At 61.8% G+C, this 25,932-nt stretch carries 23 protein-coding genes and 1 pseudogene; 14 read left to right on the top strand and 10 right to left on the bottom strand.

Features of this window, described 5'->3' with window-relative positions; all coding sequences use genetic code 11:
- From V8Z78_RS23365 to cydX, 8 genes and pseudogenes are all read left to right on the top strand, one after another.
- A partial coding sequence (locus tag V8Z78_RS23365) for an electron transfer flavoprotein subunit alpha/FixB family protein (RefSeq protein WP_349732245.1) occupies nucleotides 1-288 on the top strand: 288 nt, incomplete at its 5' end.
- A gap of 140 nt (nucleotides 289-428) precedes the next feature.
- Nucleotides 429-1,559: an ABC transporter substrate-binding protein gene (locus V8Z78_RS23370; RefSeq protein WP_039050670.1), complete on the top strand. Its 1,131-nt coding sequence runs from the start codon at nucleotides 429-431 to the stop codon at nucleotides 1,557-1,559.
- Nucleotides 1,560-1,842: 283 nt separating this feature from the next.
- Nucleotides 1,843-2,800, top strand: a pseudogene (locus V8Z78_RS23375) (NAD(P)H-dependent flavin oxidoreductase).
- Nucleotides 2,801-3,040: 240 nt separating this feature from the next.
- Nucleotides 3,041-4,771, top strand: coding sequence for a thiol reductant ABC exporter subunit CydD (gene cydD, locus V8Z78_RS23380; protein ID WP_349732246.1), 1,731 nt, complete (start codon nucleotides 3,041-3,043; stop codon nucleotides 4,769-4,771).
- Nucleotides 4,768-6,492 (top strand): amino acid ABC transporter ATP-binding/permease protein, encoded by a 1,725-nt coding sequence (locus V8Z78_RS23385; RefSeq protein ID WP_349732247.1) that lies wholly within the window; start codon nucleotides 4,768-4,770, stop codon nucleotides 6,490-6,492. Before cydD ends, V8Z78_RS23385 begins: the two co-directional genes overlap by 4 nt.
- Nucleotides 6,493-6,523: 31 nt before the next feature.
- A complete protein-coding gene (locus tag V8Z78_RS23390) occupies nucleotides 6,524-8,113 on the top strand; it encodes a cytochrome ubiquinol oxidase subunit I (RefSeq protein WP_003065743.1) in 1,590 nt (529 codons plus the stop codon).
- 13 nt (nucleotides 8,114-8,126) lie between these two features.
- Nucleotides 8,127-9,281, top strand: a complete 1,155-nt coding sequence (cydB, locus tag V8Z78_RS23395) for a cytochrome d ubiquinol oxidase subunit II (RefSeq protein WP_349732248.1) — start codon at nucleotides 8,127-8,129, stop codon at nucleotides 9,279-9,281.
- A 104-nt stretch (nucleotides 9,282-9,385) separates the two neighbouring features.
- Nucleotides 9,386-9,526, top strand: a complete 141-nt coding sequence (cydX, locus tag V8Z78_RS23400) for a cytochrome bd-I oxidase subunit CydX (RefSeq protein WP_349732249.1) — start codon at nucleotides 9,386-9,388, stop codon at nucleotides 9,524-9,526.
- A 74-nt stretch (nucleotides 9,527-9,600) separates the two neighbouring features.
- Here cydX and eda read toward each other — a convergent pair whose 3' ends face one another.
- The 6 genes from eda to V8Z78_RS23430 form a co-directional block, all read right to left on the bottom strand.
- Nucleotides 9,601-10,248 carry a bifunctional 4-hydroxy-2-oxoglutarate aldolase/2-dehydro-3-deoxy-phosphogluconate aldolase gene (eda, locus tag V8Z78_RS23405; RefSeq protein WP_349732250.1) on the bottom strand — a complete coding sequence of 216 codons (648 nt, stop codon included), beginning with the start codon at nucleotides 10,246-10,248 and terminating at the stop codon, nucleotides 9,601-9,603.
- The gene (gene edd, locus V8Z78_RS23410) at nucleotides 10,233-12,080 is read right to left on the bottom strand and encodes a phosphogluconate dehydratase (protein ID WP_057092840.1); all 1,848 of its coding nucleotides are present in this window, start codon (nucleotides 12,078-12,080) and stop codon (nucleotides 10,233-10,235) included. The genes eda and edd overlap by 16 nt, the downstream gene beginning before the upstream one ends.
- Before the next feature lie 99 nt (nucleotides 12,081-12,179).
- Nucleotides 12,180-13,187 carry a TRAP transporter substrate-binding protein gene (locus V8Z78_RS23415; protein ID WP_003065736.1) on the bottom strand — a complete coding sequence of 336 codons (1,008 nt, stop codon included), beginning with the start codon at nucleotides 13,185-13,187 and terminating at the stop codon, nucleotides 12,180-12,182.
- Between the two features lie 121 nt (nucleotides 13,188-13,308).
- Nucleotides 13,309-14,589 (bottom strand): TRAP transporter large permease, encoded by a 1,281-nt coding sequence (locus tag V8Z78_RS23420; protein ID WP_012839281.1) that lies wholly within the window; start codon nucleotides 14,587-14,589, stop codon nucleotides 13,309-13,311.
- A gap of 10 nt (nucleotides 14,590-14,599) precedes the next feature.
- On the bottom strand, nucleotides 14,600-15,106 hold the full coding sequence (locus V8Z78_RS23425) for a TRAP transporter small permease (RefSeq protein ID WP_003065731.1): 507 nt from the start codon (nucleotides 15,104-15,106) through the stop codon (nucleotides 14,600-14,602).
- A gap of 19 nt (nucleotides 15,107-15,125) precedes the next feature.
- A complete protein-coding gene (locus V8Z78_RS23430) occupies nucleotides 15,126-15,662 on the bottom strand; it encodes a gluconokinase (RefSeq protein WP_003065728.1) in 537 nt (178 codons plus the stop codon).
- A 182-nt stretch (nucleotides 15,663-15,844) separates the two neighbouring features.
- Between V8Z78_RS23430 and gntR the strand changes: the two genes are divergently transcribed.
- Entirely contained in the window at nucleotides 15,845-16,918 is a 1,074-nt protein-coding gene (gene gntR, locus V8Z78_RS23435) for an HTH-type transcriptional regulator GntR (protein WP_349732251.1), read from the top strand.
- A 10-nt stretch (nucleotides 16,919-16,928) separates the two neighbouring features.
- Here the strand turns inward: gntR and V8Z78_RS23440 are convergent, their stop codons facing one another.
- Complete coding sequence (locus V8Z78_RS23440) at nucleotides 16,929-17,513, bottom strand: GbsR/MarR family transcriptional regulator (protein WP_003053080.1); 585 nt, start codon at nucleotides 17,511-17,513, stop codon at nucleotides 16,929-16,931.
- 251 nt (nucleotides 17,514-17,764) lie between these two features.
- Between V8Z78_RS23440 and V8Z78_RS23445 the strand changes: the two genes are divergently transcribed.
- Nucleotides 17,765-18,937, top strand: coding sequence for an acyltransferase family protein (locus V8Z78_RS23445; RefSeq protein WP_314352473.1), 1,173 nt, complete (start codon nucleotides 17,765-17,767; stop codon nucleotides 18,935-18,937).
- Nucleotides 18,938-18,998: 61 nt separating this feature from the next.
- On the opposite strand, the gene rnk is transcribed toward V8Z78_RS23445, so the two are convergent.
- Nucleotides 18,999-19,406, bottom strand: coding sequence for a nucleoside diphosphate kinase regulator (gene rnk, locus V8Z78_RS23450; protein WP_003063629.1), 408 nt, complete (start codon nucleotides 19,404-19,406; stop codon nucleotides 18,999-19,001).
- 354 nt (nucleotides 19,407-19,760) lie between these two features.
- On the opposite strand from rnk, the gene V8Z78_RS23455 reads away from it, so the two are divergent.
- Complete coding sequence (locus tag V8Z78_RS23455) at nucleotides 19,761-20,918, top strand: PA0069 family radical SAM protein (RefSeq protein WP_349732252.1); 1,158 nt, start codon at nucleotides 19,761-19,763, stop codon at nucleotides 20,916-20,918.
- Between the two features lie 119 nt (nucleotides 20,919-21,037).
- Here the strand turns inward: V8Z78_RS23455 and V8Z78_RS23460 are convergent, their stop codons facing one another.
- Both V8Z78_RS23460 and V8Z78_RS23465 read right to left on the bottom strand, forming a co-directional pair.
- A complete protein-coding gene (locus tag V8Z78_RS23460; RefSeq protein ID WP_349732253.1) occupies nucleotides 21,038-22,018 on the bottom strand; it encodes a Bug family tripartite tricarboxylate transporter substrate binding protein in 981 nt (326 codons plus the stop codon).
- A 153-nt stretch (nucleotides 22,019-22,171) separates the two neighbouring features.
- Complete coding sequence (locus V8Z78_RS23465) at nucleotides 22,172-23,104, bottom strand: LysR substrate-binding domain-containing protein (RefSeq protein ID WP_003063623.1); 933 nt, start codon at nucleotides 23,102-23,104, stop codon at nucleotides 22,172-22,174.
- A gap of 169 nt (nucleotides 23,105-23,273) precedes the next feature.
- Here V8Z78_RS23465 and phnD point away from each other — a divergent pair, with 169 nt between their 5' ends.
- The 3 genes from phnD to phnE are packed head-to-tail and all read left to right on the top strand — an operon-like array spanning nucleotide 23,274 to nucleotide 25,824.
- A complete protein-coding gene (phnD, locus tag V8Z78_RS23470) occupies nucleotides 23,274-24,149 on the top strand; it encodes a phosphonate ABC transporter substrate-binding protein (RefSeq protein WP_349732254.1) in 876 nt (291 codons plus the stop codon).
- Entirely contained in the window at nucleotides 24,146-24,991 is an 846-nt protein-coding gene (phnC, locus tag V8Z78_RS23475) for a phosphonate ABC transporter ATP-binding protein (RefSeq protein ID WP_349732255.1), read from the top strand. Before phnD ends, phnC begins: the two co-directional genes overlap by 4 nt.
- A complete protein-coding gene (gene phnE / locus V8Z78_RS23480) occupies nucleotides 24,988-25,824 on the top strand; it encodes a phosphonate ABC transporter, permease protein PhnE (RefSeq protein ID WP_349732256.1) in 837 nt (278 codons plus the stop codon). The genes phnC and phnE overlap by 4 nt, the downstream gene beginning before the upstream one ends.
- Nucleotides 25,825-25,932 lie beyond the last annotated feature (108 nt).

Raw genomic sequence — 25,932 nt, forward strand, 5'->3', positions numbered from 1 at the left:
CCCCTGGCCGACAAGCTGGGTGCGGCCATCGGTGCCAGCCGTGCGGCCGTTGATGCGGGCTACGCGCCCAACGACCTGCAAGTGGGCCAGACGGGCAAGATCGTGGCGCCCCAGCTGTACATCGCCTGTGGCATCTCGGGCGCGATCCAGCATCTGGCGGGGATGAAGGATTCCAAGGTGATCGTGGCGATCAACAAGGACCCCGAAGCACCGATCTTCTCGGTGGCCGATTACGGTCTGGAAGCCGATCTGTTCACGGCCGTGCCCGAACTGGTCAACGCGCTGTAATTTGGCGCACATCAAAAGAGGGGCTTCAAGCCCCTCTTTTTCCATGGGCGCCTGGCTCGTACAGGTCAGGTCATCAACAATAATTCGGCAGCTGCATGGGCGCTTCAGACCCACTGCATTGATGGAGAGGGAGACTCTGAATGAATCGCAAGCATTGGGTGTTGGCGCGAGCCGGTTTGGTTGCCATGTGTGCAGGTGCTGTTTTGGTGGCACAGGCCTGGACGGTAGGGCAGGTGGCCCCGATGTCGGGGGCTGAAGCCAGTCAGGGGCGGGCCTATGCGCAGGGCATGCGTCTGTACTTTGACCAGGTCAACAAGGCTGGAGGTGTGCAGGGCCAGTCTGTGGAGCTGGCCGTGCTCGATGATGTGGGCCATCCCGAAGAGACCGTGACCAAGACGCGCAAGCTGCTGAGCGAATCCAAGCCCGTGGTGCTGGCAGGCTATTTCGGCAATCGCAATCTCTCGGCCTTGCTGGAGAGCAAGGCTCTGGATGGCTCGCAGATTCCGCTGGTGGGTTATCAAAGCACGGACACCCGTGTGCTGGCATCACCCCAGATGTTCTCCACGCGTGCAGGGCTTGTCGAGCAGATCGCAAAGATTTCCACCCATCTGGCCACCGTAGGCATCACGCGGCTGGCGTTGGTGTTCGAGGAGCGACCCGATGCACAGGAGCTGACGGCCTTGGTGACCAAGGCCGTGAACCCCAGCGGGGCCAAGCTGGTCGCATCGGCCATGCTCAAGAGCCGAGGTGGCTCGGACAAGGCTGTGCAGGAGCTGCAGGCTGCGAAGACTTCGCCTCAAGCCATTCTGTTGGTGGCTTCCAGCCCTGCCACGGCGGCATTTGTCGAGGCATATCGTATGGAGGGCGGTACCGCCCAGGTCTATGCCACGGCCGAGGCCGATATCGAGCAGTTGGCCAAGCGTCTTCCTGTGGAGTACATGAGCGGTCTGTCGATTGCCCAGGTGGTGCCCAGTCCCTACAAGGTCTCGGGCAAGCTCAACAAGGAGTTTCGCGACGCGACGATTGCTGCGGGCAAGTCCCTGGACGTTCCGGTGAGCTTTGCGATGATGGAAGGCTTTGTGAATGCCAAAGTCATCGTGGAGGCCATGCGTCGCAGCCAGCCGGTGACGCCGGAAAAAATGAGTGCCGCCTTGCGCGGACTGGAGTCTTATGACCTGGGTGGCTATTGGGTGAACTTCAAGCCCGGTCAAGTGGGATCCAAATATGTGGACCTGTCCATCGTCAATGCCGCCGGGCGTGTGACGCAGTAAGAAACCAAGGCCTGACGCAGCACCGCGCTCAGGCCTTTTTTGCGGCTGCGCCCATCACGATGATCCTCCGTGCACAGAGAAGGCAAAAACTGTTGCCCTGGGGACAGGGAGTGGCGCGATGGCAGGCGAAACTGGCCAAAGGCCAGTCGGACGGCTTCACCGTCGGCACAGGGGTGCAAACAGTGAGCCGTCCTTCGAACTGCTTCTGAAATAAGAGCTGCCTGCGTATTTGGAACAAACGCTACAGCCCTTTTTATTTATAAAACGAAGAAGGAGACAACATATGTCCAATCTGCCACCCGCCCTCAAAAAGCTGGCTCTGCCTGTCATCGGCTCGCCGCTTTTCATCATCAGCAATCCCAAGCTTGTCATCGAGCAGTGCAAGGCCGGTATCGTCGGCTCCATGCCTTCTCTCAATGCCCGCCCGGCCGAGCAGCTGGAGGACTGGCTGGCAGAGATCACCGAGACTCTGGCGGCCTGGGACAAGGCCCATCCCGATCGCCCTTCGGCACCATTCGCCATCAATCAGATCGTGCACAAGAGCAATGACCGTCTCGAGCACGACATGCAGGTCTGCGCCAAGTACAAGGTGCCCATCATCATCACCAGCCTGGGCGCGCGTGAAGATGTGAATCAGGCCGTGCATGGCTGGGGCGGTGTGGTGCTGCACGACATCATCAACAACAAGTTTGCTCGCAAGGCCATTGAAAAAGGTGCCGATGGCCTGATCGCCGTGGCAGCCGGTGCTGGCGGCCATGCGGGTGTGAAGAGTCCATTTGCCCTGGTGCAGGAAATTCGTCAATGGTTTGACGGCCCTCTGGCGCTGTCCGGCTCGATTGCCACGGGGGGGGGCGGTTCTCGCGGCCCAGGCCATGGGTGCGGACTTTGCCTATATCGGATCGGCCTTCATTGCCACCGACGAGGCGCGCGCCGTAGAAGCCTACAAGCAGGCGATCGTCGAGGGCAGCTCCGACGACGTGGTCTACAGCAATCTGTTCACAGGCGTGCATGGCAACTATCTGGCACCTTCGATTCGTGCGGCCGGTCTGGATCCGGAAAACCTGCCCGAATCCGACCCCAGCAAGATGAATTTTGGCGGTGGTGCGCAAAAGGCCTGGAAGGATATCTGGGGTTGTGGCCAGGGTATCGGTGCCATTGACAAGGTGCAGTCCACGGCGGAGCTGGTGGCTCGCCTCAAGCGTGAGTACGCCGAAGCCAAGGCAAGCCTGCTGGTTGCCTGAGGCAGTTCACTGTCTTCTGTGCCAACGGCGTCTTCGGACGCCGTTTTTTATGGGCGGCTTGCTCGCTTGATGTTGCTCAAGTACGACTTGCTCAAGGGTTAACCCTTGTTAAATCGCTTCGAAGTTGATGCGTATCAATGTAGGCCTGGTCCTGCAATTGGCTTTTGCATATCAAGTCATGATGATTGTCAAAAGAAGAGTAGTATTCCGTTAATTTCAGTAAATACTGAAAATTGAGAAATGCAACACACCCCTTCTTCCTCCACCGACAATCAGGTCGATACAGCACATGCCGAGTTGGCGAGCGTCATCCGTCGCCCCAGCGCGGGAGCTGTGTGGCAGGTGCTTGCCGGGCTGATATGGCTGCCGCAGGCAGCCTTGCTGGCCTGGGCTGTGCAACTCATGGCCAACGGTCAGGGCATGGCGGCCGTCTGGCCCATGGCGGCTGGCGTGTTGTTGCTGGGCTTGCTGCGAGCCTGGGCAGAAGGCCATGGCGGCATGCTGGCCAACCGTGCAGCGCGTGCGCAGCTCAGCAGCTTGCGCGCCCGGGTGGCGCAGTCGCTGGCTCAGACATCGCCGCTGGACAAGAGCCGCCCAGCTTCCGGCCAGGCCGCCAGTGCCATGGCCGAGCAGGCCGAGGCCATTGTTCCGTGGCTGGCGCGTTACCAGAGCGCGATGTGGCGTGTGCGTTTGCTGCCCTTGGTGATTTTGGCTGCCGTGGCCTTGCAGTCATGGGTCGCTGCTCTGATTTTGATGGTTGCCGCGCCGCTGATTCCGCTTTTCATGGCGATCGTGGGCTGGCGTGCCAAGGCGGCCAGCGAAGAGCAGATGCTGCAGCTCGGTCATATGAACGCTTTCTTGCTGGACCGCCTGCGCGGCCTGAGCACGCTGCGTGCTCTGCATGCCGTGGAGCTGACGGGCCAGCGGCTGCGTGACCATGCCGAAGACCTGCGCACCCGCACCATGCGCGTGCTGCGCATTGCCTTTCTGTCTTCTGCGGTGCTGGAGCTTTTCTCGGCACTGGGCGTGGCCATGGTGGCCGTCTATATAGGTTTTCACCTGCTGGGCACGCTGAATTTCGGCGCCTGGGGCGACAAGCTCGGTCTGGGCCAGGCCATGTTTGTGCTGCTGCTGGCGCCGGCATTTTTCGAGCCTTTGCGCGATCTCTCGGCCGTCTGGCATGACAGAGCTGCGGGCGAGGCCGCACTGCAGACCTTGCAGAGCATGCAGGCGCAGTCCATGCAGGTTGTCGGTGCGCAGCATGCCGCTGAAGCATCTCCGGTCGATGAGCAGTCATGGCCTGGCCAGCCTGTGTCCGTAAGCGTTTCGGAACTCAAGGTTCAGGTGCCAGGCAGTGACTCCAGCCTCGCGCCGCTGTCTTTGCACATACAGGCTGGCGAGCATGTGGCGCTGTGGAGTCCCAGCGGCAGCGGCAAGTCCGTGCTGCTGGCGCAGATTGCCGGCCTTTTGCCGGTACAGCAAGGCCGTATCGAAGTCGGCCGGCAAACGCTTGATGGCGGCAGTGCTACCCAGCTGCGCCGGCGCATGGCCTGGCTGGGTCAGTTGCCCCATGTCTTTGCAGGCTCGGCCGCGCGCAATATTGCGCTGGAGCGACGTTCTGTAGGACCTGAACAGATTGCCGAAGCTACGCAGCTGGCGGCACTTGATGAGGCCCTGGCGCATCGCCCCGGCGCAAGCCTGGGTGAGGGCGGCGCAGGCCTTTCCGGTGGCGAGGTGGTACGTTTGGCTCTGGCACGTATGGCCGCGCAGACACAGGCCGGACTGCTGCTGGTCGATGAACCTACTGCTCATCTCGATCCCGAGACAGCAGCCCAGATCACACAGTCTCTGCGCCATCTGGCCAGGGGGCGCACCATGTTGGTCGCCACCCACGATGCACAGCTGGCCGCTGCCATGGATCGCGTGATCGAGTTGCCGCTGCTGCGACCGGCGCGGGAGCCGCAGCCATGAAGATGCAAACCATTTCAATGCGCGAGATGCTGAAGCTGCTGGGCCAGATGGCGCCGCGCAATCTCTGGCTGGGAGGTGCAGCCCTGGCAGCGCTTACGGTGCTGATGGGCATGGCATTGCTGGGCTTGTCGGGCTGGTTCATCACGGCCACGGCACTGGCCGGGCTGGTGCCTGCCACGGCCCTGGTGTTCGATGTGTTCATGCCGTCGGCCGGCATTCGCTTGCTGGCCGTGGGCCGTACCGGTGCCCGCTATGCCGAGCGCCTGGTGACCCATGATGCCACGCTGGCCGTGCTGGCCGCTTTGCGCCAGAGACTGTTCCTGAGCTGGGCTCGCCCGCAGGCCGCCCGCCTGCTGCTGCAGCGCCCGGCAAGGCTGTTGCAGCGTCTGACCTCCGATGTGGATGCCCTGGACAATCTTTATCTGCGCCTGCTGGTGCCCGCCGTAGCGGCGCTGGGCGCTGCCTTGCTGGCGGCTCTGGCCTACGGATTCATGCGCTGGTGGCTGGGCCTGTTGACCCTGGCGTGGCTGCTGCTGACTGGCTGGGGCATCGCCCTGTGGCATGGTTTGCGCAGCCGCAAGGCTGCCGTACGCCGTGCCATGGCACTGGAGGCCATGCGTGCCCAAACCGTGGATCTGGTTGCAGGCCAGACCGAGCTGCTGATGGCAGGCCAGTTGCCTGCCCAGGTGCAGCAAGTGCTGCATAGCGATGCGCGCTGCGCCCTGGCCGATGAGCGGCTTTATCAATCCGAAGCGGCTGCCGCCCAGGCTTATGGTGCGGTGTCGGCCATTACCTTGAGCGCATCCGTGCTGTTGATGGCCTGGTTGATGGAGCAGGGCCGCATCAGCGCGCCGGTTGCTGCGCTGGGTATTTTGCTGGCACTGTCGGCAATGGAGCCGTTTGCAGCTCTGCGCAGAGGGGCAGAACAGGCCGGGCGTACCTGGCTGGCGCTGCGCAGGCTGGCTCCACCGCTGGCGGCCAAGGCCGAAGTGGCAGAGAGTCCGCAGCAGCCTGTGCAGAAGCTGGCCGTCAGCCTGCAGTCTGTCCGACTGCGTCAATTGGGTCCGATAGACCTGAACGTGCGCCAAGGCGAGCGCGTGGCGCTGATTGGCAGCAGCGGCGCAGGCAAGACCAGCTTGCTGCATTTGATGGCGGGTGAGCTGCAGCCGGACGAAGGCGTGGTTCAGGCCCGCGGCTGCAGCTGGATGACACAGAGAACCGAGCTTTTTCAGGACAGCCTGCGCAACAACCTGAGGCTTGCCGATGCCAAGGCCGACGATGAGCAGCTGTGGGACGTCCTGCAGGCTGCAGGTCTCAGAAGCGACGTCATGGCCCTGCCACAGGGGCTGGACACCATGCTGGGTGAAGGCGGTCAGGGTCTGTCCGGAGGCCAGTCGCGCCGGCTGGCACTGGCCAGACTGCTGCTGAGCCCAGACCGCTGCTGGCTGCTTGATGAGGTGACCGAGGGACTGGATGCCGTCACTGCTGCCGATGTGCTGAAGCGGTTGGTGCAGGCGGCTGAGAGCGGCGCGCGAACGCTGATTTTTGCCACGCATTGGCAGCGTGAGGCGAGCCTCGCCGATCGCATCGTGTATCTGCAGGCAGGACAGGTGAGAGCGCAGGCCCTGCGCGGCACCCCAGAGTTTGAGCAGCTGATGGCAAGGCTGCGACCCGATGCGCTGGGTGCTGTTGCACCGCAGTCCATATGTTTTTCCGATTGATTTTTGAAGTACCGAGAGAAAGGACCTGACCATGGACCTCGATATCGTCGATTTATCGCGACTGCAGTTTGCGATAACGGCGCTCTACCACTTTCTGTTTGTGCCGCTGACACTGGGCCTGTCCATACTCGTTGCCATCATGGAAACGGTGTATGTGATGACCGGACGAGCCATCTGGCGCGACATGACCAAGTTCTGGGGCGTGCTGTTCGGCATCAACTTCGCCATGGGTGTGGCCACCGGCGTGGTGATGGAGTTCCAGTTCGGCATGAACTGGAGCTACTACAGCCACTATGTGGGCGACATCTTTGGTGCACCGCTGGCGATCGAGGGTTTGATGGCCTTCTTCATGGAGGCGACCTTTGTCGGCCTGTTCTTCTTTGGCTGGGATCGCCTCTCCAAGGTCAAGCACCTGATCGTCACCTGCCTGATGGCCATAGGCACCAACTTCTCGGCGCTATGGATTCTGGTCGCCAATGGCTGGATGCAGAACCCCGTGGGTGCTACTTTCAACCCCCAGACCATGCGCATGGAAGTGAATGACTTCTTTGCCGTGCTCACCAATCCCGTGGCGCAGGCCAAGTTTGTGCACACGGTGTCGGCGGGTTATGTCATGGCCTCGCTGTTCGTGCTGGGTATTTCGGCCTGGTATCTGCTCAAGGGTCGTCATATCCATCTGGCCAAGCGCTCGATGACGGTGGCCGCATCCTTTGGTCTGGCTGCTTCGCTGTCGGTGGTGGTGCTGGGCGATGAGTCCGGCTATCTGTCATCCGAACACCAGAAGATGAAGCTGGCGTCGATCGAAGCCATGTGGGAGACCGAGCCCGCACCAGCTTCCTTCACGGCCTTTGGTTTCCCCGACCGCGAGGCGCGCGAGACCCACTTTGCCGTGCACATCCCATGGGTCATGGGCCTGATCGGTACGCGTTCGCTGGACACCCAAATTCCCGGCATCAACGAATTGGTCAAGAGTGCGGAGGGCAATATCCGCAACGGTATCGACGCCTATGACGCGCTGCAGACCATTCGCAAGGCCAGGACCGATGCCGAGATTCCCGCCGAGGCACGTCTGCGCTTTGAGAACAATGGCGCCAATCTGGGTTACGCCCTGCTGCTGATGCGCTATGTGGATGACCCACGCAAGGCGACCGAAGCACAGATCCACCAGGCGGCAATGGATACAGTGCCGCCGGTCGGTCCGCTGTTCTGGACCTTCCGCATCATGGTGGCCTTGGGCATGTTCTTCATCGTACTGACCGGCACCTTCTTCTGGCTGGCTGCCCGCCATAGGCTTGAGGCCTACCCCTGGCTGCTCAAAGTTGCCGTGTTCTCGATTCCGCTGCCCTGGATCGCCGCCGAATGTGGCTGGGTGGTGGCCGAGCTGGGTCGTCAGCCCTGGATCATCGAAGGCGTGCTGCCCACGGCCATGGCGGTTTCCAATCTGGGCGCGAAGACGCTGTTGCTGACCATAGCCGGCTTCGTGCTGATCTACACCGTGCTGCTGGTTATCGAGCTCAAGCTGATGGTCAAGGCCATCAAGAAGGGCCCCGAGCATGAGAGCGAACCTCACCTCAGCCTCTACGAACCCATGATCAAGAAGCTGGCACGCGGCCAAAGCTGAGAGGAGCAACCAAATGATCTTGCATGAACTGATTTCATATGACGTGCTGCGCCTCATCTGGTGGCTGCTGCTCGGCGTGCTGCTGGTGGGCTTTGCCGTCACCGACGGCTTTGACCTCGGCGCCATGGGCCTGCTGCGCGCCACGGCCAAGACCGATGTCGAGCGCCGCACGGCCATCAACTCCGTCGGCCCCGTGTGGGAAGGCAATCAGGTGTGGCTGATTCTGGGTGGCGGCGCCATCTTTGCGGCCTGGCCCCAGCTTTACGCCGTGTCCTTTTCGGGCTTTTACCTGGCCATGTTTGCCGTGCTGGTGCCGCTGATCCTGCGCCCCGTGGCGTTCAAGTTCCGCAGCAAGCATGAGGATGCGGCCTGGCGCAATCGCTGGGACTGGGTGCTGTGCATCACGGGTCTGGTGCCAGCGCTGCTGTTCGGCGTGGCAGTGGGCAATGTGATCCTCGGCGTGCCATTTCGTCTGGGTGACGATATGCGCATTTACTATGACGGCAGCTTCTTCGGTCTGCTCACGCCTTTCGCATTGCTGTGCGGTCTGGTCTCGCTGTCCATGCTGCTCATGCACGGTGCGGCCTGGCTGATGTTCAAGACCGATGGAGAAGTCGCCAGCCGCGCCGCCAGGTACGGCACATGGATTGCCGTGCTGACCACCGTGCTGTTTGCGGCTGCCGGCCTGTGGCTGGCTACAGGCATCAACGGCTATGTGATTACCAGCGAGATCAACCCCGTCGGTCCCTCCAACCCCTTGAACAAGACCGCAGCCGTGGCTGCCGGTGCATGGATGGCCAACTTCAAGTCCTATCCCTTGCTCTGGCTGGTGCCCGGTATCGGCCTGCTTATGCCGCTGATCGTGGCCATCGGCTTGCGCAGCCGTCGCGAGTGGCTGGCGCTGCTGGCAAGCGGCCTGGCGATTGCCGGAATCATCCTGACCGTGGGCGCTGCCATGTTCCCCATGATCCTGCCTTCCAGCATTGATCCGCGCTTCAGTCTGACGGTCTGGGACTCGTCTTCCAGCCATGTTGTGCTGTTCATCATGCTGGTCTGCGTGCTGATCTTCCTGCCCTTGATCCTGGCCTATACCAGCTGGGTGTACTCGGTGCTGCGAGGCAAGGTGGACGTGAAGGCCATCGTGACCGGTCAGGGCCACTCGTATTGAGATGGGACGCCCCTCGGACGCCATGCTGCGTTCTTCCTTCTGTGTGAGGGGCGGTTCGAATATTGTTGGCCCATGCATTGGATGGGCCGAATGAAAGGAAACTTATGTGGTATTTCGCCTGGTTGCTGGGTCTGCCGCTGGCAGCAGCCTTTGCCGTGCTCAATGCGATCTGGTTCGAGTTGATGGATGACGAGGCAACGCGTCGCAAGCTTCTGGAGCGAACCAAGTCGCTGCCGGATGTCTGAGTCGCCAAGACATGGAAAAGCCCGGTCGGCTTGGAGCTGACCGGGCTTTTTTTATGGATGAGGCCTTGTCTTGCTCAGGCCGTGCGAGAGCTTCTCAACGCCTGCGTGGCCTGAGCCAGCTCGGTGATGAGTGACCAGTTGCCACTCTCCACTGCACTGGCGGGGACCAGCCAGGAGCCGCCCACGCAGACCACATTGGACAGCGCCAGAAACTCCGCTGCGTTGCCGGGCGAGATGCCGCCCGTGGGGCAGAAACGCAGCTCTCCGAACGGACCTTGCCAGGCCTTCAGCATCTGGATGCCGCCCGACTGCACGGCGGGGAAGAACTTGAGCTCGGTAAAACCGTCTTCCTGAGCCATCATGATTTCGCTGCTGGTTGCGACACCGGGCAGCAGCGGCAGGTTCAGATCGCGGCAGGCCTGGCCCAGCTTGCTGGTATAGCCAGGACTGACGGCAAATCTTGCGCCGGCCCGAGCAGCCGCCGCGGCATCGGCTGCATTGCGCACGGTGCCCGCACCGACGATGGCTTCGGGCAGTTGCTTGGCGATGGCCTCTATGCAGGCCAGGCCCTGAGGCGTGCGCAGCGTGACCTCCAGAGCCCTGATGCCGCCGGCCAGCAGTGCTTTGGCCATGGGCACTGCATGCTCTGCGTTGTGCAGCACGATGACCGGAATCACCGGTGCATCCTGCATGATGGACAAGGCGGTCATTTGAGCAGCCATGTGCAAGCTCCTTCTTCTGCGCTCAGCGCATTGCGCCGGAATCCGGCAAACAGTTCACGGCCCAGGCCGCGGTGATTGGCTTGCTGCAACGCTGTCGGCATGATGGCCAGCGGCCTGGCAGCCCATTCGGCATCCGTCAGCTCGGCTTGCAGCAGGCCGGTGGGGGCATCGAGCACGATGATGTCGCCGCTTTGCACCTTGGCCAGCGGGCCGCCTGCCAGTGCTTCGGGACTGACATGGATGGCCGCCGGAACCTTGCCCGATGCACCGCTCATGCGGCCGTCGGTGACCAGGGCCACGACATAGCCCTTGCCTTGCAGCACGGCCAGCGGAGGGGTGAGCTTGTGCAGCTCGGGCATGCCATTGGCCTGCGGACCCTGCCAGCGCACTACGCAGACGACGCCATTGAAGCCATTGGTCTGGCAGGCCTGCTCCAGCGCACCGGATTTGAAGGCCGCCTGCAATTCATCCTGCGAATCAAAGACCCATGCCGGTGCCCGCAGTGCGTGGCGATCTTCAGGTACGGCGCTGATCTTGATGACACTGCGGCCAAGATTGCCTTTGAGAAGCTTCAAGCCGCCCGTAGGGCTGAAGGGGCGGCTGGCAGGGCGCAGAACAGTGTCATCGCCGGAGATGCCCGCATCCCGCCATTGCAGTTGATGGTTTTCGACATGGGGGATGCGCCCGAAGGCAGCCAGCCCCTCGGGCCTCACCGTGAGCACATCGCCATGCATGAGTCCGGCCTGCAGCAGCTGGGCGATCACGTAACCAGGGCCGCCTGCGGCCTGGAACTGATTCACATCGGCGCTGCCATTGGGGTAGACGCGGGCCAGCAGGGGAACTACCGCAGACAGCTGCTCGAAGTCATCCCAGTCGATGACGATTCCGGCAGCTCGGGCCACGGCCACCCAGTGGATCAGGTGATTGGTGGAGCCGCCGGTCGCCAGCAGGGCCACCATGGCGTTGACGATGCAGCGCTCGTCCACGACATGCCCTATGGGGGCAAAGCGCCGGCCCCGGGTGATGGACAGCACGGTACGCATGGCTTCGCGCGTGAGCAGTTCACGCTCTGCGTCGGCGGGGTTGATGAAGGCTGTGCCGGGAACATGCAGGCCCATGGCTTCGAGCAGCATCTGATTGCTGTTGGCCGTTCCGTAGAAGGTGCAGGTGCCCTGATCATGGTAGGCCGCGTTTTCTGCCGCGAGCAGCTCCTGCCGGCCGACCAGGCCCTGCGCCGCCTGCTCGCGTACCTTGGCCTTGTCGCTGTTGGACAGGCCCGAAGTCATGGGTCCGGCAGGCACGAACACCATGGGCAGGTGGCCGAAGTGCAGGGCGCCGATCAGCAGGCCGGGAACGATCTTGTCGCAGACGCCCAGCATCAGGGCCGCATCGAAAGTGTCATGCGTGAGAGCCACGGCGGTGGACATGGCAATCGTGTCGCGGCTGAACAGGCTCAGCTCCATGCCCGGCATGCCCTGGGTCACGCCGTCGCACATGGCAGGTACACCGCCGGCCACCTGGGCCGTTGCGCCGTTGCGCCGGGCTTCGTCTTTCAGAATATCGGGGTAATGCGCAAACGGCGCATGGGCGGAGAGCACATCGTTATAGGCCGTGACGATGCCGACATTGGGGCCTTTTTCCTCAACGATGCGAATCTTGTCCGTGCCGGGCAGAGCCGCAAAGGCGTGGGCCACATTGGCGCAGCCCATGGTGCGTACTTGCGGAGGGCGCGCGGCCATGGCATCGACCTGTGCCAGATAGTCGGAGCGGCTGGCGCGGCTGCGCTCCTGGATGCGCCGCGTCACCTGGTCCAGAACGGGGTGAAGTGCCATGATGAAAGTCCTTGGGCAGCAATGCCTGTGCTTGGGGCGCAGGCATTGTCTTGGAATGAGTCAGAGCCATGCCCGGGGCATGGCTCCATGGTTGGGCGCTTATTTGGCGCGAGCTTGCTTGACGGCTGCCTGCACAGAGTCCCAGGTACCTTGACCCACGGACTTGGCAATGCCGGCATTGACGGTGCCGAGCTTGTCGCGCATGCGGCCTGCTTCGGCGGCTGGCAGTTCGTTGACCTGCATGCCCTTGGTCTTGATCTCGGCCAGGGCCTTGGCGGCTTCTTCGCGCGTATCCTTGCGCTCGAATTCACGGCTCTTGATCGCAGCATCCTGCAGCACCTTCTTCTCGGCAGGGCTCAGCGTGTCCCACCACTTCTTGCTGACCGTCACGATCCAGGGGCTGTAGACATGGTTGGAGACGGTCAGGTACTTCTGCACTTCATAGAACTTGCTCGACAGCACCGTGTTGAAGGGGTTTTCCTGACCGTCCACGGCCTTGGTTTCCAGCGCCGTGAACAGCTCGGAGAAGGGCAGGGGAACGGCATTGGCGCCCAGGGTCTTGAAGCTGTCCAGGAAGACATTGTTCTGCATCACGCGCAGCTTCACGTCCTGAAGATCTTCCAGCTTGGTGATGGGGCGCTTGTTGTTGGTCAGATTGCGAAATCCATTTTCCCAATAGACCAGACCCACCATGCCCTTGGGCTCCAGAGTGGCCTTGACTTTCTCTCCCACGGGGCCGTCCAGCACGGCATCGGCCTCCTTGGTGTTGGCAAACAGAAAAGGGGTGTCCCAGATCGCCATTTCGGGCGACAGGCCCACCAGCGTGGCGGTGGAGCCGACCATCATTTCCTGGGCGCCGCCGATCAGGGCCTGCTGCATCTGCGTGTCCGAGCCCAGGGATGCGTTGCCGATGGCGCGGACCTTCATCTTGCCACCGCTGGCCTTTTCCACTTCCTTGGCGAACATGCGCACGGCACGACCCTGGTTGGAGTCTTCCACCAGGCCGTAGCCGAACCGCACCAGGCGGGGCTTGAAGTCCTGCGCCTGAACGGCACCGGCGGCCAGCAACATTGCCGTGAGGCCCGCGACTGCAAATTTGATACGCATACCCGTCTCCTTGCTTGATTGGGCCTGGGCCCTTTGATGAAATTGGAACTGCCGTGATGCGCTTGACTGAAGTGCGCACCATGCTATGAACTTAAGATCTTTCATGAATGGAATGCCGTTCTCAGTGCATCCATTTGAGCGGACCCGTGACCAGCTGAGGGAAGATCACGAAGAGCACGGCCAGCAGCACATAAACCATCAGGAAGGGATTCGTGCCCTTGATCACGGTCTCCATGCGCAGCCTGCCGACCCCGGCCACCACGTTCTGCACCGTGCCCACCGGAGGGGTGATCAGGCCGATACAGCCCACATAGATGAACATGAAGCCGAAGTACACGGGATCGATGCCGGCCTTGACGGCCAGCGGCGCGCAGACCGGACCGAAGATCAGAATGGTCGGGGTCAGATCCATGGCGGTGCCGACCACGAGCAGGAAGAGCATCATCACGGCCATGAAGAGCATGGGCTGATCCAGCAGACCCGAGAAGCTGTCGGCCAGCATATTGGGCAGGTCGGCGAGCGTGATCATGTAGGCGGTCACAGTGGCCGCTCCGCAGAGGAACATCACCACGGCGGTGGTCTTGGATGCGCCCAGAAAGACTTCGTAGAGCCTGCTCCAGCTCATCTCCCGATAGACCACCATGGACACGAACAGCGCGTAGACCGCGGCCACCACTGCGGCTTCTGTCGGCGTGAAGACGCCGCCCTTGAGGCCGCCCAGAATGATGACAGGCATCATCATGGCCCAGAAGCTCTTGGCCAGTGCCTTGAGGCGCAGGCCCCAGCTCACGCGTTCACCCGAGGTCAGCTGGTATTTGCGCGCGATGAACCACCAGGCGGCAATCAGAAAACCGCCCATGAACAGGCCGGGAACGACGCCCGAGAGAAACAGCTTGCTGATGGAGGTGTTGGTGGTGACGCCGTAGATCACGAACGGCATCGAAGGCGGAATGATGGGGGCGATGATGCCGCCCGACGCCAGCAGGCCGGCGCTGTAGCTGTCGGGATACTTCTGGTCGCGCATCATCGGCAGCAAGATGGTGGCCAGCGCGGCGGTGTCGGCAATGGCCGATCCGCTCATCGAGGCCAGCAGCACGGCTGCGCCGATGGCCACGTAACCGAGGCCCCCCGGGATATGACCGACAAAGGCGCGGGCCAGATCGATGATGCGGCGCGACAGGCCGCCGGCATTCATCAGCTCACCTGCCAGGATGAAGAATGGCACGGCCAGCAGCGGGAAATTGTCGAACCCGGCTTGCAGGTTCTGCGCGAGCAGCTGGGTGTCGAAAAAGTCCAGGTGCCACATCAGTGCAACACCGGTGAGTATCAATGCATGCGCAATCGGCATGCCGATCACCATGCCACCTATCAGCACGGCGAGAAAAATCAGGGTAACGACCATTGCGCTCTCCTTACTCCACGCTGGTTTCAGAAGATTCGGACGGGGTGCCGCGCAGCATGTCGCGCACCACGACCAGCAGCATGCCTATGGCCAGCACCAGCGTCGCCGCTGCGCCCAGAGCCAGGGGATAGCCCAGCACGGTGCTGTAGCTGCTCCAGCCGGCAATGACCTGCTCCCAGGAGCCCCACAGCAGCAGGGCCATGCAGGCGCCGATCAGCAGTTGCGAGACCCAGAACAGGACTTTGCGGGTGATCGGGCCGACCCGCGATGTCACCATGTCGAAGCCCAGATGGGCGCCTTCGAAAGCCGCCACGATGGCGCCGATGGCCACCAGCCACACAAACAGCAGGCGCGAGATCTCCTCATAGGAGACGATGCTGGTGTGGAAAACGTAGCGCAGCACCACGTTGACGAAAACGGCAACCACCATGCCGGCCAGGGCCAGCACCATCAGGCCTTCGGCCAGGCGCTTGAGCCATGGCTTGCGGCCCTGTGCCTCTTTGCGATCTTCAGACATTGGCTGTCTCCTGCTGTCTTTATGCTTGGGATTCGCGCCTTGCCCATTGCCGGGCCGCGAGCGCGATGTCGTTGAGATTCATGGTGGCGCTGACGGTCAGAACATCGGGCTCCTGACGCGGGTCTTCCAGCGTCGTGAACTGATTGGCTACCAGGTCGGGCGAGAAGAAATGCCCGGGTCGGGTCTGGACGCGTTCCAGGGCCGTGGCATAGTCGAGATCGAGAAACACAAAACCCAGCTGCTGGGCGCTGCGCAACTGGTCGCGGTACTTGCGCTTGAGCGCCGAGCAGGTCAGTACCAGGCCGTGTTCGGCATCTGCCTGAGCCAGTCGCTGCGCCAGGCGTTCCAGCCAGCCTTCGCGGTCGGCATCCGTCAGGGCAATGCCGGCCTGCATCTTGGCCACACTCTGGGGGGAGTGGTAGCTGTCGCCTTCCACCAAGGTCCACCCCAGTTGACGGGCGATGGCTTCTCCTGCGCTCGATTTGCCGCAGCCGGAAACACCCATGACGACGAGTGCCGACATGGTGCCCTGAGGCTGGATCTTGCTTTGAATCATTTTTGGATAGCGCTATCCGATGTGGTTAAAAAATGAGCAGCCTGCTGCTTTCTGAGATTGGCTTCAGACCTTGGTCGAAGGCAAGTCAGTGCTTTCATCAAGCTGCTTTTACAGACTTCATTTCAAGTCCGGATAGCGCTATCATACTCAAAAAACTTCAGGCATCTGATTAGGAGATTCCCTTGCCTCCCGAGACCCGTACCAAGAGTGAAACCCCGGCCGACAGCGCTTCTTCAAGGCGATCTCGTGCCAGCGGGCGTGTCACCCTCAGCGATGTGGCACAGGCTGCGGGCGTGAGTCCGATGACGGTCTCCAGAGCCTTGCGCGGAGAGCGTAGAGTAGCTGCTGCCCTGGTCGACAAAGTGCGCGAGGTTGCGGATTCTCTGGGTTATGTGCCCGATCTGGCAGCGCGTGCACTGGCCTCGCAAAAAAGCACCCAGGTGCTGGTACTGGTACCCATGCTCTCCAACACCTTGTTTGTGGAGGTCCTGGAGGCTGTGCACAAGGTGCTGTTTGCCCAGGGCTATCACATGCTGATCGGCGTGACCCACTACGACCCTGCGGAGGAAGAGCAGTTGCTGCGGGCCTATCTGCCCATGCGACCTGCCGGGCTGTTGCTGACCGGGTTTGATCACAGCGAAGAGTCGCGGAAATTATTGGCTGTCAATCCCGTGCCGCGCGTGCATCTCATGGAGTTGCGCGAGCCCGGCACGGGCCCCGATTGCTACAGCGTAGGTTTTTCTCAGATTGCAGCTGGCGCTGAGATGACCCGTCATCTGCTGGACAAGGGATACAGACGCATCGCATTTTGCGGAGCCCAGCTCGACGCGCGTGTCATGCAGCGCCTGGAAGGTTATCGGCAGGTGCTCAAACAGGCCGGCCTGTATGACCAGAGCCTGGAGATTCTCAATCCCGAGCGTTCATCGCTGGCGCTGGGTGCAAGGCAGTTTGAGACACTTCTCAAGGCGCGGACTACGGTGGATGCCATCTTTTTCTGCAATGACGACATTGCACAAGGCGCATTGCTGGAGGCCAATCGCATGGGGGTCAAGGTGCCGCAGCAGGTGGCGATCGCCGGGTTCAACGATCTGCCTGGCAGTGATCAGATGGTGCCGCCTCTGACCACCATCCATACACCCAGGGATGAAGTGGGCAGAAAAGCTGCCAGCATGCTGCTGCAGTTGCTGGCAGGGGACACCGTCAGAGAGGCCATCGTGGATCTGGGCTTCAGGCTGGTGCCCAGGGCCAGCACCTGAGTTGTCGGCGTCAGGCTTCCGAGCCTGACTTGCCTCGCCCGGTAATCTTGTCTTTCAGGTCCAGCAGTCGGGTCACGGCGGAGCCCATGCCCATGAGCTGCATGGCGGTCTCTGGCGACAGACGCTGAACATCGTCAAACCAGCTCATCAGCTTGTCGATGAGCTCGTGCATATCGCGCATGCGTTGCTGGGCGTAGCGTTCTTCGTCGGTGCTGGCTTCTTCCATCATGGCGGCACGCAGCATGGACTGCGTGGGCTCGATCTCGCGGCGGCGGCGCTCTTCGGCCAGTCGCTTGAAGATTTCCCAGACATCCTCGGGTGCCTGGAAGTATTCGCGCCGGTCGCCGGGTTGGTGACGCAGCTGAACCAGCCGCCAGGCCTGCAGCTCCTTGAGCCCCATGCTCACATTGGAGCGCGAGAATTCCAGCGTGTCGGCAATCTGGTCTGCGTTCAGCGGCTCGGGCGAAATGAACAGCAGGGCATAGATCTGCCCCACGGTGCGATTGATGCCCCAGCGGCTGCCCATCTCGCCGAAATGCGAAACAAATTGTCGGCTCAGCTCCGACAGTGGTTTGGCTTGCGTCATGGCCTCCATTGTGCCTTTGCCCGGGGTTCTCAGTGGGGCAGGGAAATCAAGCCGGTGTGCAATCGCTCTGGTTTTGTTCATGCTTGGCGCATGAAGCCCGCGCAGATATGTTTCGTAAAACTTGCAACGCTGTCAGCAAATTGTTGGGAATCGGCGCAAAATCGCCATCCTGTTTTAAGTCGGCTTCTTTACGTTGCCTGTTGCCGGGCAAACTCACCCTGCTGCCGGGCAGCCCATGGGCTGCGGGCGGCCGTGATCTGATGGTTCAAAGTTCTATTTCCTCTCATTCCCGCAGTGCCCTGATCGACTGTACCAAGGGGCTGGCTTGTGCTGCCATCGTCTGGCATCACCTGGCTTTCTACGGCCCCATGTCCGATGTGGCTCACCCTGTCATGCCCGACCTGCTGGACTGGCTCTATGAGTACGCCCGTATGGCCGTGCAGATCTTTCTGGTGATCGGCGGTTTTCTGGCTGCAGCCAGCCTGGCTCCCATGGGTCTGGCGCGGTTTGATTCACCTTGGTCCAAGATTGGCAAGCGCTTTGTGCGTCTGGTCGTGCCTTATGCCGTGGCACTGGTGGTGACGATTGTGGTGTCTGCGGCGATTCGTCCCTGGTTCGATCACGAGTCCGTGTCTGCCGACCCCGATCTATGGCAGCTCATGGCCCATGCTTTGCTGCTGCAGGGCATTGTGGGCGAGGAGTCACTGTCGGCTGGCGTCTGGTATGTGTCCATAGACTTTCAGCTGTTCGCCGCGACCGTGCTGCTGCTGGCCGGAGTGCGCTGGCTGCAGCAATGGGCGCTGAAACGCTGGGGCGATACGGCCATGAAGCGCTGGTGGCCCTGGGCTGTGACTGGCATGCAGGGGCTGGTGGTCGTGGGGACGGCAGCTTCGTTGCTGAGCTTCAATCTCGATGCAGACCTGGATGTCTGGGCGATTTATTTCATGGGCGCCTATGGCGTCGGCATGATGGCCTTCTGGGCGGTGGCGGCAGACAAGCGCCTGACGGCCTGGAGCTGGGGCCTGCTGATTGCTGCTCTGATCATCGGCGCGCTGGTCTATGAGTGGCGCGACCGCATTTTTCTCGCCGGCGTGACCGCGATGCTGCTGATCGTTTGCATGCGTACCGAGGTCATTGCCCGCTGGCAGGGTTTTGCGCCGCTGCGTCGCCTGGGAGAGATTTCCTACTCGGTATTTCTGATTCACTTTTCCATCTGCCTGCTGGTCAACGCAGTGGTCAACCATTTCTGGCACGGTTCGGTCACCGCCGCCGTGGTGGGCATCCCGTTTGCCTTTGTGCTTTCACTGACTGCCGGCTACGCGCTGTATCAATTGGTGGAGCGCCATGTTTCGTCATGGAGTCAGGCCCTGCGCTGGCAGGCAGGCCTGATCGGCGCGGGTCTGCTGACCACCATGCTGGCCGGCTTGCGCTGAGTCTGATCCAGGCAACAAAAAAGCAGCTCCGGTGAGCTGCTTTTTTGTTGGGTGAGCCGGTTCAGCGATGGAGCTCGCCCGCGCTTTCGGGCTGGAACTCGATGGCATCCACACGCACGGTTACCTGGCCGGTAGGGCTGGGCATCTTGAACTCATCGCCCACTGACAGGCCCAGCAGGGCGATGCCTACCGGCGCAAAGATGGAGACCTTGTCGGCGCTGCCATCCATATCCTTGGGGTAGACCAGTGTCAGCGTATTGGTCTTGGCGATCTCGAGAATGGTGAAGCGCACGGTGGAGTTCATCGTCACCACGTTGGCGGGTATTTCTGCGGGGTCGAGTACATCCGCGCGGTCCAGCTCCGCCTCCAGTGCATCACGGCCAGGGAACTGGCTGTTGTTCTTTTCCAGCAGCGATTCAATGCGATCCAGGTCCAAGGAGGACAGAGTGATATTGGGCTTGCGCTCCATGTAGTAACTCCCTTGCGAGATGGTGTGGTTGGCGCTTTTGCGTTGCGCAAACGGACAAAAGCCCGGGCAACGGTGTTGTCCGGGCCAAGGCATTCAGTGAAAGGCACCAACTTGGTGCATTGAAGGGATTGTCGGCGCTGAATCGCAAACTGCCAAGCCATCTCGCACTCACTGAGTGCGGATTGACTTTGAACTTGCTCTAGTTAATGGAGCGTGCTAAGCCTGTAGAGCAATGGGCGCAGTCATTTCTCATCCAGATCTGACTCAATCAACCCTCACCGTATTGACCGGGATGCAGCCATGGTTAGTGCCCATTTCTTGCAATGAATAACTGTATTTATGTACAGTTGTTTTATGAAGAAACTTTCCTCATCCTCTGGACTGGAATCCATTCGGACCGATGTGCCGGTGCGGCTCATCAAGGGGCGAGGGGCTGCCAGCCAGATCACGCACCGGTTTGCACGGGAGCTGCGCCAGGGTTTCGATGACGGCTGGGGCAAGTCCGAACAGGATGAAGGAAGCGAAGAGGGTGAGGAGGTCAAGACCTGGTGCACCCATCTGGAGTGGGAGCGGGCTAAATCAGCCCTGAGCCGCCACGAATCGCCGGATCTGCCTTTTCATCTGGGGCTCAATCCCTATAGAGGATGCGAGCACGGATGCATCTATTGCTATGCCCGGCCCACGCATGGCTATCTGGGCTATTCGCCGGGTCTGGATTTCGAAACCCGGCTGATTGCCAAGCAGAACCTGCCCGAGGTGCTGCGCGCCGAGTTATCCCGGTCCAGCCATGTGGCCGCCCCCATCATGCTCGGCTCGGTCACGGACTGCTACCAGCCTGTGGAGCGCGAAGTCGGGTTGACGCGCCGCGTGATAGAGGTCCTGGCGCAGGCCAGGCATCCGTTTTCCATCGTCACCAAGGGCAGCGGCATCGAGCGCGACCTTGATTTGCTGGTGCCGCTGGCACAGCAGCATCTGGTGGCCGTTTATGTGACGCTGACCACCTTGCAGCCCGAGCTGGCCCGGCAGCTGGAACCACGCGCCGCCGCACCGCATCGGCGGCTGCGCATGATTCGGACTCTGAGCGAGGCAGGCATACCCGTGGGCGTCAGCCTGGCACCGCAGATTCCGTTCCTGAACGACGATATGGAGCAGGTGCTGGCCGCAGCCAGCGAGGCCGGTGCAAGACAGGCTTTTTATGCAGTGCTGCGTCTGCCGTGGGAAGTGGCTCCGTTGTTCAATGAATGGCTGACGCTGCACTATCCCGAGCGCGCCCAACGCGTGATGGAGCGGGTGCAGGATCTGCATGGGATCAGCGAAGCGGGCAGAGCCGACGGCAAGGTCTACAACAGCAGGTTTGGCCAGCGCATGAAGGGAACGGGCGCCTGGGCCGATATGCTGGCGCAACGCTTTGCACTGGCCTGCCGCAAGCTTGGGCTGAACCGTGAGCGCGTGCAACTGGACTGCGATCAGTACCATCATTCCTTTCTGTCGCCGCAGCAAAGTCTTTTCTGATGTTTCGTCTCAGTCCGTTGCGTGCCGACTCGGAACGGGTCGACGCAGCGAGCTGCAGCTACCCGGTTGCAAGAAGCCGGAATCTGGCGTGACTCCGGCCTTTTGGGCGCCTGAACTGTTTACTGAGCTTGGTAATCAATGGACTTGAGCAAGGCCTGCTGGCGCTGATAGGCCTTCTGCAGTTCGTTCATCAGCGCTTCCGGGGTCGCGTCGGTGCCCGACTCCATGCCCATGTCCCTGAGCCTGGCCTCGACCTGGGGCTGCTTGAAATACTGCAGCGCGATCTCTCTGACCCTGGCCTGCACATCGGCAGGGATATCCGGGCGCGACCAGACGCCGAACCAGCTTACTTCGGACAGTTGCGGGTAGCCCAGTTCCTTGAAAGTGGGCACATCGGGCAGTTGGACCATGCGCGTAGGGTAGTTCACGGCCAGCGGCTTGACCTTGCCGGCCTTGATCAGCGGCAGGGCGGTGGTGAGCCCGTCCATCATCAGCGGCACATGGCCGCCCATCAGGTCGCTGAGTGCCGGAGGGGAGCCCTTGTAGCCCAGGTGCTTCATCTTGATATTGAGCAACTGCCCCAGCAGCATGCCCGAGGTATGGCCGCGCATGCCTGTGGCATACGAGGCAAAGTCCAGTCCGTCGGCCTGCTTTTTGCCGTAGTCGCCGAGTTGCTGCAGATTGCTGGCCGGGAAGTCCTTGTTGGCAATCAGCACCAGACCGTTGCGGCTGAGCTGGGCCAGAGGTTTCAGATCCTTGAAGGGCTGATAGCTGACTTTGTAGGCCAGCGGCGTCTCGCTGACTATGCCGCCCTGGATCAGCAAGAACGTGTGGGCGTCCTTGCCGTTGGCGAGCAGGTCGTTGACGGCCAGCACGCCGGCCGCTCCGGACTTGGATTCGACAATCACGGGCTTGCCCAGCTGCTTTTGCATGCCGTCGGCCAACAGGCGTGCCAGCGAGTCGGCATTGCCGCCGGCCGGGCCGCCCACCACCAGGCGTATGGACTTGACGGGCCAGGGCGCTTGCTGCGCCATGGTCGCTGCACTCAGGCTCAGGCCGGTTGCCAGAGCAACGGCCCTCCAGAGCATGGTTTGTTTCATCATTGTCTCCTCTGTTTTTTTGACTGCCCGGCAGCCACCGCTGTGCCTGCGCCACGGGCCGCCGCACCGTCTCGGCGAGAGAGTTCTGGCCGAGGTGCCCGGGCAGCACTGTCAAAAAATTCTCGGCGCAAGGGGAGCAGAGGGTTTGACGAATTACGCCAGCTTCTTGGCCGTTGGAGCGATCAAGGGTTTTGGAGCGGTCAGTAGTACAGGCAGATTGGGAGCCGCGCTGCCTTCAATGGCCTTGAGGAAGGAGCGCACCAGCAGACTTTCGCTGCGCTCCTTCATGCAATAGACATAGGTGGTGGTGCTGGCCGGGTCGCCGGCAATGCGCACGGGCCTGAAGCGCGGGTCGGCGATGAATTCGGCTTCGGACACGGCGCCGATGCCCAGGCCGCGCGCCACGGCCTCGCGTATGGCTTCGCGGCTGCCGATCTCCAGCTGGGTGCGGGGCTTCACGCCGGCTGCCTGCAGCGCTTTCTCGATAGCGGTGCGCGTGGTCGAGCCTTGCTCACGAAGCAAGAGCGGCAGGCCGTGCAGCTCGCCCAACTCGACTTGCTCGCGCCTTGCCAGCGGATGGTCGATATGGGCAAACAGGATGATGGCGTGACGCGCGTATTCGCGCACCAGCAGCTCGGGCCTGTCATAGAGACCGGCCAGCACCGCCACATCGGTGGTGTAGTTCTCCAGATCGTGCAGCACCTGCTGCGAGTTGCCCATGCGAATCGACAGCTTCATGCCGGGATGGCGGGCGCTGTAGGCCGCCACCATCTCGATCACGTGAAACGGCCCCACGGCGCCGATCTTGAGCTCGCCCTGGTTGAGCTGGCCCGAGTCGCGCAGAAAGAATTCTGTTTCCGCCTCCAGTGCCAGCAGCTTCTGTGCCAGCGTCATGAGCTTGTGGCCGGCGCCGGTGAGCGTCATGCGATAGCCCTGGCGATGGAAGAGCTCGATCTGGCTTTGCCGCTCCAGCGTGGCTATCTGGCTGGAGACCGTGGGCTGGCTGACGCCCAGGGCGCGGGCCGCCGCGCTCAGGCTGCCTTGCTGGGCCACGGCGATAAAGGCTCGATAGCGGGCGGTGCTCATGCAGGTTTCATCTCAAGGTTTGATCTATGGAAGCTGTCAAAACTGATTCTGAAACCTTCACATGACAGTCATATGTCGTCCCTAATATTTGCGTCAACGCACTGCAGTGACGGTGCGATGGCGGCAGCTCAGCCGCACTCTACTGACGCACTTGCAAAGGATGAAATCCATGACGATGACCCGCAACACCTGGCTTAAAGCCGCAGCCGCCAGCTTGGCCCTGGCCGCCACCACCGGCGTCATGGCGCAGCAACCCACCGAGCTGCGCGTGGGCCTGGTCCCTTCCGAGGATGCCCAGGCCATGATGCGCGCCAGCCAGCAGGTCATGGACCAGCTGGCCGCCAAGACCGGGCTGAAGATCAAGCCCTTTGTGGCCAATGACTACAACGGCGTGATCGAAGCCATGCGCTCGGGCAAGATCGACGTGGCCTACTTCGGGCCCTTCTCCTATGTGCTGGCCAGCCAGCTGGCAAATGCCGAGGCCTTTGCCATTCCCGTGGCCAAGAAGTCGGGCAAGAGCTCGTACAACAGCATCATCATCAGCAAAAAGGACAAGGGCCTGGGCACCGTGCCCCAGTTGCAGGGCAAGACCTTTGCCTTTGTCGATCCCAGCTCGGCATCGGGCCATCTGTTTCCCAAGGCCGGCCTCAAGGGCGAGGGCATCGATACCGACAAGTATTTCTCCCGCGTGATCTTCTCGGGCTCGCATGACGCCAGCATCATGGCCGTGGCCAACGGCAAGGTGGATGCGGCGGCCGTGGCCGATCCCATCTTCCAGACGGCGGTGGCCAAGGGCCATGTGAAGGCCGAGGATTTCCAGGTCATCTGGCGCTCCAAGGACATCCCCGAGTCGCCCATGGCCTGGCGCAAGAATCTGGACGAAGCCACCAAGAAGAAAGTGGCTGCGGCACTGGCCGAGATCAAGGGCCTGCCCTGGGGCGACCGTGGCGAGCTCAACGGTTTTGCGCCCACCAGCGATCAGGCCTACGACGTGGTGCGCCAGACTGCCAAGGCGCTGAATCTGGACCTCGGGAAGATGAAATGATCAGCATCCGCAATCTGCGCAAAAGCTATGGCAGCAACCATGTGCTGAATGGCATAGACATGGATGTGAAGGCCGGCGAGTTCGTGGTGATGTTAGGTCTGTCGGGTGCCGGCAAGTCCACCTTGTTGCGCTGCATGAACGGGCTGAATCAGCCCGACAGCGGCCAGCTGCAGGTGGGCGGCATCGACCTGATGCGCAGGCACTCGCGCCGCGAGCTGGCCCGCCATGTGGCCATGGTCTTTCAGCACCACAACCTGGTGCAGCGCCTGTCGGTGCGCAAGAACGTGCTCACGGGGCGGTTGGGTCAGGTCGGCACGCTGGCCTCGGTGCTGCAGCTGTTCAAGCAAAGCGATATCGCACTGGCCGATGCCTGCCTGCAGCGTGTGGGCCTGGCCCACAAGGCCGATGAGCGCACCGAAGCGCTCTCGGGCGGGCAGATGCAGCGCGTGGGCATTGCCCGTGCCTTGGCGCAGCAGCCGCAGCTGATTCTGGCCGACGAGCCCGTGGCCAGCCTGGATCCCAAGACCGCGCGCAGCGTGCTGCAGTATCTGCGCGATGCCACGCGCGAGCTCGGCATTGCCGTGGTCTGCAATCTGCACCAGGTTGATTACGCCCGGGAGTTTGGCGATCGCATCGTCGGCCTGTCGCAAGGGCGCATGGTGTTTGACGGCGTACCGGCGATGTTGGACGAGGCTGCGCTCAACGCCATCTACAGCGGCGAGCCGCAGCCCGCCGGACATGCGGCAGAGCAGGGCGGTGCGTTGCATGTCAGCAGCACCGCAGCCGGCAACTGGCTGCCCGGGGCGATGTCGCCCGCTGCGGTCGCAGGAGGTCTGCAATGAACAGTCAGAGCCTGAAACAGCCAGACCGCTGGCAATGGACGGCCGCACGCCCGCAAGGCACGGGCGGCTGGCTGGGCTATGCCGCGCTGGCCCTGGCCATCGGCTGGGTGCTGCACTGGAGCGCTGCGGGCGCGCAGATGAGCTGGAGCGAGCTGGCGGGCGGCATGCCGCAGATTGGCGACTTTCTCTCGCGCTCGGTGCCGCCGGACTGGAGCATGCTGCCGCGCCTGTGGGCACCGGCACTGGAGACAATACAGATCGCCATCTGGGGGACTTTGCTGAGCGTGATTCTGGCCCTGCCTTTGTCTTTCATTGCCGCCAGCAATCTGCACGGCTGGCACTGGCTGCGCCGCATCACGCGCCAGTTTCTCAATGTGATCCGCAGCATCAACGAGCTGATTCTGGCGCTGGTATTTGTCTCGGCCGTGGGCCTGGGGCCCTTTCCCGGCGTGCTGGCCCTGGCCCTGCACGGCATGGGCATGCTGGCCAAGTTCTTTGCCGAGGCGATCGAGGAGATCGACGATGGCCCGCTGCAGGCTCTGCGCAGCGCCGGCGCCAGCCAGCTGCAGATCATCGCCTTCGGTGTGGTGCCTCAGGTCATCACCGCCTGGATTGCCGTGGTGCTCTACCGCTTCGAGGTCAATCTGCGTTCGGCCACCGTGCTGGGCATGGTGGGAGCGGGCGGTCTGGGCTTCGAGCTGGTCAGCAGCCTCAAGCTGTTCCGCTACCAGGAGACCGCGACCTGCATCATCGTCATCACGGTGATGGTGATTGCCGCCGACATGGCATCGAACTGGCTGCGCAGCCGCATACAGCAGGGCGCTCGCCACTGATCTCGCTGCGGTGCCTGTGTGCACCGCAGTGCTTGAAAACATCAAAAATATGAGCTATCAGCGCTTATTGCATAAGCGCTAAGGGCTGATTTCGCTCAAAAAACGTCA

This window comes from Comamonas sp. wu1-DMT, assembly GCF_040187805.1.
GTDB lineage: Bacteria > Pseudomonadota > Gammaproteobacteria > Burkholderiales > Burkholderiaceae_C > Comamonas > Comamonas thiooxydans.

Bases quoted from the DNA above. Each gene is read 5' to 3' on its own strand.
- V8Z78_RS23370 (WP_039050670.1), top strand. From the start codon at position 429: ATGAATCGCAAGCATTGGGTGTTGGCGCGAGCCGGTTTGGTTGCCATG.
- cydD (WP_349732246.1), top strand. From the start codon at position 3,041: ATGCAACACACCCCTTCTTCCTCCACCGACAATCAGGTCGATACAGCA.
- V8Z78_RS23385 (WP_349732247.1), top strand. From the start codon at position 4,768: ATGAAGATGCAAACCATTTCAATGCGCGAGATGCTGAAGCTGCTGGGC.
- V8Z78_RS23390 (WP_003065743.1), top strand. From the start codon at position 6,524: ATGGACCTCGATATCGTCGATTTATCGCGACTGCAGTTTGCGATAACG.
- cydB (WP_349732248.1), top strand. From the start codon at position 8,127: ATGATCTTGCATGAACTGATTTCATATGACGTGCTGCGCCTCATCTGG.
- cydX (WP_349732249.1), top strand. From the start codon at position 9,386: ATGTGGTATTTCGCCTGGTTGCTGGGTCTGCCGCTGGCAGCAGCCTTT.
- eda (WP_349732250.1), bottom strand. From the start codon at position 10,248: ATGGCTGCTCAAATGACCGCCTTGTCCATCATGCAGGATGCACCGGTG.
- edd (WP_057092840.1), bottom strand. From the start codon at position 12,080: ATGGCACTTCACCCCGTTCTGGACCAGGTGACGCGGCGCATCCAGGAG.
- V8Z78_RS23415 (WP_003065736.1), bottom strand. From the start codon at position 13,187: ATGCGTATCAAATTTGCAGTCGCGGGCCTCACGGCAATGTTGCTGGCC.
- V8Z78_RS23420 (WP_012839281.1), bottom strand. From the start codon at position 14,589: ATGGTCGTTACCCTGATTTTTCTCGCCGTGCTGATAGGTGGCATGGTG.
- V8Z78_RS23425 (WP_003065731.1), bottom strand. From the start codon at position 15,106: ATGTCTGAAGATCGCAAAGAGGCACAGGGCCGCAAGCCATGGCTCAAG.
- V8Z78_RS23430 (WP_003065728.1), bottom strand. From the start codon at position 15,662: ATGATTCAAAGCAAGATCCAGCCTCAGGGCACCATGTCGGCACTCGTC.
- V8Z78_RS23440 (WP_003053080.1), bottom strand. From the start codon at position 17,513: ATGGAGGCCATGACGCAAGCCAAACCACTGTCGGAGCTGAGCCGACAA.
- V8Z78_RS23445 (WP_314352473.1), top strand. From the start codon at position 17,765: ATGGTTCAAAGTTCTATTTCCTCTCATTCCCGCAGTGCCCTGATCGAC.
- rnk (WP_003063629.1), bottom strand. From the start codon at position 19,406: ATGGAGCGCAAGCCCAATATCACTCTGTCCTCCTTGGACCTGGATCGC.
- V8Z78_RS23455 (WP_349732252.1), top strand. From the start codon at position 19,761: ATGAAGAAACTTTCCTCATCCTCTGGACTGGAATCCATTCGGACCGAT.
- V8Z78_RS23460 (WP_349732253.1), bottom strand. From the start codon at position 22,018: ATGAAACAAACCATGCTCTGGAGGGCCGTTGCTCTGGCAACCGGCCTG.
- V8Z78_RS23465 (WP_003063623.1), bottom strand. From the start codon at position 23,104: ATGAGCACCGCCCGCTATCGAGCCTTTATCGCCGTGGCCCAGCAAGGC.
- phnD (WP_349732254.1), top strand. From the start codon at position 23,274: ATGACGATGACCCGCAACACCTGGCTTAAAGCCGCAGCCGCCAGCTTG.
- phnC (WP_349732255.1), top strand. From the start codon at position 24,146: ATGATCAGCATCCGCAATCTGCGCAAAAGCTATGGCAGCAACCATGTG.
- phnE (WP_349732256.1), top strand. From the start codon at position 24,988: ATGAACAGTCAGAGCCTGAAACAGCCAGACCGCTGGCAATGGACGGCC.